This window comes from Melaminivora alkalimesophila (assembly GCF_000282995.1).
GTDB classification, from domain to species: domain Bacteria; phylum Pseudomonadota; class Gammaproteobacteria; order Burkholderiales; family Burkholderiaceae_C; genus Melaminivora; species Melaminivora alkalimesophila.
Window position 1 is genome coordinate 1 of sequence record NZ_ALEE01000068.1, and the last position, 4,997, is coordinate 4,997.

Genomic DNA, 4,997 nt, shown 5'->3' on the forward strand with positions numbered 1-4,997 from the left:
CCGTCATCGGCGTCGCCGAGGATTTCTACTTCAAGCCCGACGCCGGCCAGTTGCTCGGCTCGCCCGCCAATGCCGATCCGGTGGCGCCGCACGACGTGGTGCCCGAGGAGCTGGACGTGGCCCTGGGCATCCACCGCATCCAGGAGATCGCGGACCTGGAGATCCGGCGGCCGACGCGCAGCTGGGCGGGCCTGCGCTCCTTCGTCGCAGATGGCGATCTGGTGATCGGCTGGGACAACCATGTGCCCGGCTTCTTCTGGCTTGCCGCACAAGGTGGCTACGGCATCCAGAGCGCCGCCGCAGCAGCCCTGCTGGCGCGCAACCTGGCGCTGAACCAGCCGCTCGATCCGCGGTTGGTCCGGGAGGGGCTGGAAGCCGGGCAGCTGTCGCCGGCGCGGCTGCGCTGAGGGGTTTCAGTCGAGGGCGGCTGCGCCCAGGTTCTCGCAGTCCGACAGGTCGGAATCGCTCACCGGCTCCAGCTGGCGCGCGAGCTGGCGCAGCGCCGTGCGCAGACCTTCTTCCACCGTCGGGTGGTAGACAGGCATGCGCAGCAATTCCTGCACCTTGAGGCCGCGATCGATGGCCAGCGCCAACAGGTGCGCCAGGTGCTCTCCATCCGGTGCACACATCTCGGCGCCCAGCAGCCGCCCGCTGCCGGGCTCGGCATACACGTGCAGCAGCCCCTGGTTGCGCACCGCCACCCGGGCGCGGCCCTGGCGGGCGAAGTCCACGCTGCCGACCAGGTGCTCTTGCCCCTGGAGGGCGTCATGGCCCAGGCCGACGCTGGCGGCGTTCGGCTCGCAGAACACGATGGACAGGGGCGTGCGGCGGCGAAAGCGCCGCAGCGGCTGGCCCTGCGCCGCGAGCACGGCGTTGATGCCCGCCATGTGCCCTTCGTCGGCGGCCTCGTGCAGCAGGGCGCGGTCGCGGTCCACGTCACCGGCGAGGAACACCGGCAGCTCGCCCACCTGGAGGGTGCAGGGATCGACCGGCGGCAGCCCATGCCGGTCCAGCACCGGCCCGAGCAGCTCCAGCCCCAGGTGCTCGACATTCGGACGGCGGCCCATGGCGGCCAGCACCTGATCGACGACCACCGTGGTCTCGCCGTTGCGGACCTCGATGCCACCAGCGGTCTCCCGCAGCGTGGCGTGCGCGCCCACGCTGATCGCGAACTCGCCCTTGAGTTCGGCGAACAGGCGTGCATTGACCTCGGGGTCGCGCAGGCCCGCCACGCGCTCGCTGGTCGTGAAGGCCACCACCTCCACGCCCAGGCGGGCGATGGCCTGGGCCAGCTCCGCGCCGATGGCGCCCAGGCCGATCACCGCCATGCGCGGGCCCAGCGTCGGCTGCTCGAACAGCGTGTCGGTGGTCAGGATGCGGTCACCAAAGGCCAGCCAATCCTCTGGCACGACCGGGCGCGAGCCGGTGGCGACGATGATGCTGCGCGTGCGGTAATTGCGGCCGTCGATCTCGACCTCGTCCGGGCCCAGCAGCCGGGCACGGCCGGAGACCGAGCGCTCGCCGGCGTCGCTGGTGCGGATGGTGCCGGCCACGAATTCGTCGCGCAGCGCGCGCAAGCGCTCCATCACGGCCGGAATGTCGGCCGACAGGCCCTCGCCACCGCGCAGCCCGAAGGTGTCGAAGCGGTGGCGTGCGTGCAGTGCGTTGGCCGCCTCGACCAGCATCTTCGACGGCATGCAGCCGACGCGCGCGCACGTTGTGCCCCAGGGGCCTTCGTTGACGATCAGGAAGTTCTGCGTGCGCTTGCGCACCTCGCGCAGGGCCGCCAGGCCGGCCGTGCCGGCGCCGATGATCAGGGTGTCCAGGGTCTGGCTCATGGGATCGGAGTCCGTTGCTTGGTTCAGTGGGTCGCTTGGCACGACAGTGTGGCGCCGAAGTGTCGTCGGGGCTGTAGGCCGCGAGGCCAAGGAGGGCGGATTGCGCCGCTGCGGGGGCTCAGTCGCCCAGGGTCCACGCCACGCGCCCGTGCGCCAGCTCGTCGAGCCGCGCCCTGAAATCCGCGAGCGCACTCTCCGGCAGCGACAGCGCGAAATGCACCAGCGCCTCGTGGCGCACGCCCTGCAGCTGCGCGCCTGCGGCCGCGATCTCCCGGCGCAGCAGGCCTTCGAGCGCATACGGCACGGCGGCCTCGAAGTGGCTCAGCCGCTGCAGCGGCACCTTTTCAACGCCCAGCAGGGCCTGTGCCACGCTGTCGGTATAGGCGCGCACCAGGCCGCCCGCGCCCAGCTTGATGCCACCGAAATACCGCACCACGGTGGCGAGCACGCCCTCGAGCTGCTGGTGGCGCAACACGTCCAGCATCGGCCGGCCGGCCGTGCCGCTGGGCTCGCCATCGTCCACCGCCGCCGACTGGCCGCCCGCCAGCAATGCCCAGCACACGTGTGCCGCCCCCGGGTGTTCGGCGCGCAGCTGCTGCACCACCGCCTGGGCCCCGGCCCGGTCGGCCATCGGCTGCACGCAGGAGATGAAACGGCTTTTCTTGATCACCAGCTCGGCGTGGACCGGTGCGCTCAGGGTATAGCTCATGGCACGCGAGCTTAAGGCGCCCGCGGCCGCGTTGCACCCATAACCCAGTACCCGCCGATACCCGCGCGATACCCGCGCCCGAGCACCACGCGCGGCGCATCCCTAGAATGATCGGCCCTTCCTGGGAATGCCCACATGACCGCCTTTGCCGACGTCTCCTTCTTTCCGCGCAATGCCAAGCCGCTGATGAGTTGGCGCCCCTACTGGGCCAAGCGCTTCGGCACGGCCCCCTACCTGCCCATGAGCCGCGCCGAGATGGAGCAGCTCGGCTGGGACAGCTGCGACGTGGTGCTGGTCACGGGCGATGCCTACGTGGACCACCCCAGTTTTGGCATGGCGGTGATCGGGCGGGTGCTGGAGGCGCAGGGCTTTCGCGTCGGCATCATCGCGCAGCCGGACTGGACCAGCGCCGAAGCCTTCAAGGCACTCGGCCGTCCGAACCTGTTCTGGGGCGTGACGGCGGGCAACATGGACTCCATGATCAACCGCTACACGGCCGACCGCAAGATCAGGAGCGATGATGCCTACACGCCCGGCGACGTCGGTGGCAAGCGCCCGGATCGCGCCGCCATTGTCTACAGCCAGCGCTGCCGCGAGGCATTCAAGGACGTGCCCATCATTCTGGGCGGCATCGAGGGGTCCTTGCGCCGCATCGCCCACTACGACTACTGGAGCGACAAGGTGCGCCGCTCGATCGTGGTCGATGCCAAGTGCGACCTGCTGCTGTACGGCAACGCCGAGCGCGCGCTGGTGGAGATCGCCCACCGCCTGGCGCGGCGCGAGCCGGTGGAGAGCATCACCGACGTGCGCGGCACGGCTTTCGTGCGCAGGAGCGCGCCGCAGGGCTGGTTCGAGATCGATTCGACCAGCGTGGACGAGCCCGGGGCCGTGGAGCCGCGCATCAACCCCTACATGACGACTGCCGAGCAGGCGGCGGCCCGGGGGCAGGGCTGCTCGCGCGAGGATGCCCCCGGTTCGAGCGCTGCCAGCGCAGGCCAGGCACCTGCCGGGGGCCAGCGAGCTTCGGAATCCGTGGTGCGGTTCCTCCCCAACCCGTCCCTGCGCCACAAGGGTGCCCAGCCGCCGCGCGAGCGCAGCGTGATCCGCCTGCCCAGCTTCGAGCAGGTGAGAAGCGACCCGGTGCTCTACGCCCACGCCAACCGCGTGCTGCACCTGGAGACCAACCCCGGCAACGCGCGCGCGCTGGTGCAGGCGCACGGCGAGGGCGCGGCCGCGCGCGACGTGTGGCTGAACCCGCCGCCCATCCCGCTCACCACCGCCGAGATGGACTGGGTGTTCGGCCTGCCGTACGCGCGCAATCCGCACCCGAGCTACGCGGACGAACAGGGCGGCTTCGAAGGCGCGACCAGGATCCCGGCCTGGGAGATGATCCGCGCCTCCATCAACATCATGCGCGGGTGCTTTGGCGGCTGTACCTTCTGCTCGATCACCGAGCACGAGGGGCGCATCATCCAGAGCCGCTCGGAAGATTCCATCATTGCCGAGGTCGAGGACATCCGGGACAAGGTCAAGGGCTTCACCGGCACCATTTCCGATCTGGGCGGCCCCACGGCCAACATGTACCGCCTGGGCTGCAAGAGCCCCGAGATCGAGGCCGCGTGCAGGAAACCGAGCTGCGTCTTTCCCGGCATCTGCCAGAACCTGCACACCGACCACGACCCGCTCATCAAGATCTACCGCCGCGCGCGGGAGCTGCCGGGCATCAAGAAAGTGCTGATCGGCTCGGGCCTGCGCTACGACCTGGCGGTGCAGTCGCCCGAGTACGTGCGCGAGCTGGTGCAGCACCATGTGGGCGGCTACCTGAAGATCGCACCCGAGCACACCGAGGCCGGGCCGCTGTCCAAGATGATGAAGCCGGGCATCGGCAACTACGACCGCTTCAAGCAGCTGTTCGAGAAGTTCAGCGAAGAGGCCGGCAAGAAGCAGTACCTGATCCCCTATTTCATCGCCGCGCATCCGGGAACCACCGACGAAGACATGCTGCAACTGGCCCTCTGGCTGAAGAAGAACGGCTTTCGCGCCGACCAGGTGCAGGCCTTCTACCCCAGCCCCATGGCCACCGCCACCGCCATGTACCACTCGGGACGCAACCCGCTCACGCGCGTGCGCCGCCACATGCGCGACCCGGCCGAGGAGCGTGTGGATGTGGTGCGCGGCGAGCGCCGGCGCCGGCTGCACAAGGCCTTCCTGCGCTGGCACGACCCGAACAACTGGCCGCTGTTGCGGGAGGCGCTCAGGGACATGGGCCGCGCCGACCTGATCGGCAACGGCAGGCACCACCTGATCCCGAGCTTCCAGCCGGCGACTGATGGCAGCTACCAGACGGCGCGGCGCAAGAACAGCACGGTGGCTTCCGCAGCGCCCGGGGGAGGGCGGCGCGGCAGCGGCACACCCACCGGGGACGCGAGGAGCGTGGCCCAGGGGCAGCC

At 70.2% G+C, this 4,997-nt stretch carries 4 protein-coding genes; 2 read left to right on the forward strand and 2 right to left on the reverse strand.

The window, feature by feature from the left end:
- On the forward strand, positions 1-407 hold a 407-nt coding region (locus A612_RS00795), incomplete at its 5' end, for an FAD-dependent oxidoreductase (RefSeq protein ID WP_019372718.1).
- Positions 408-413: 6 nt separating this feature from the next.
- Here the strand turns inward: A612_RS00795 and A612_RS00800 are convergent.
- Positions 414-1,838 (reverse strand): dihydrolipoyl dehydrogenase, encoded by a 1,425-nt coding sequence (locus tag A612_RS00800; protein WP_019372719.1) that lies wholly within the window; start codon positions 1,836-1,838, stop codon positions 414-416.
- 118 nt (positions 1,839-1,956) lie between these two features.
- Positions 1,957-2,547, reverse strand: coding sequence for an IMPACT family protein (locus tag A612_RS00805; protein WP_019372720.1), 591 nt, complete (start codon positions 2,545-2,547; stop codon positions 1,957-1,959).
- Positions 2,548-2,682: 135 nt separating this feature from the next.
- Here A612_RS00805 and A612_RS00810 point away from each other — a divergent pair.
- On the forward strand, positions 2,683-4,997 hold a 2,315-nt coding region (locus tag A612_RS00810; protein ID WP_019372721.1), incomplete at its 3' end, for a YgiQ family radical SAM protein.

Excerpts from the sequence above, each read along its gene's own strand:
- A612_RS00800 (WP_019372719.1), bottom strand. The coding sequence starts at position 1,838 with ATGAGCCAGACCCTGGACACCCTGATCATCGGCGCCGGCACGGCCGGC.
- A612_RS00805 (WP_019372720.1), bottom strand. The coding sequence starts at position 2,547 with ATGAGCTATACCCTGAGCGCACCGGTCCACGCCGAGCTGGTGATCAAG.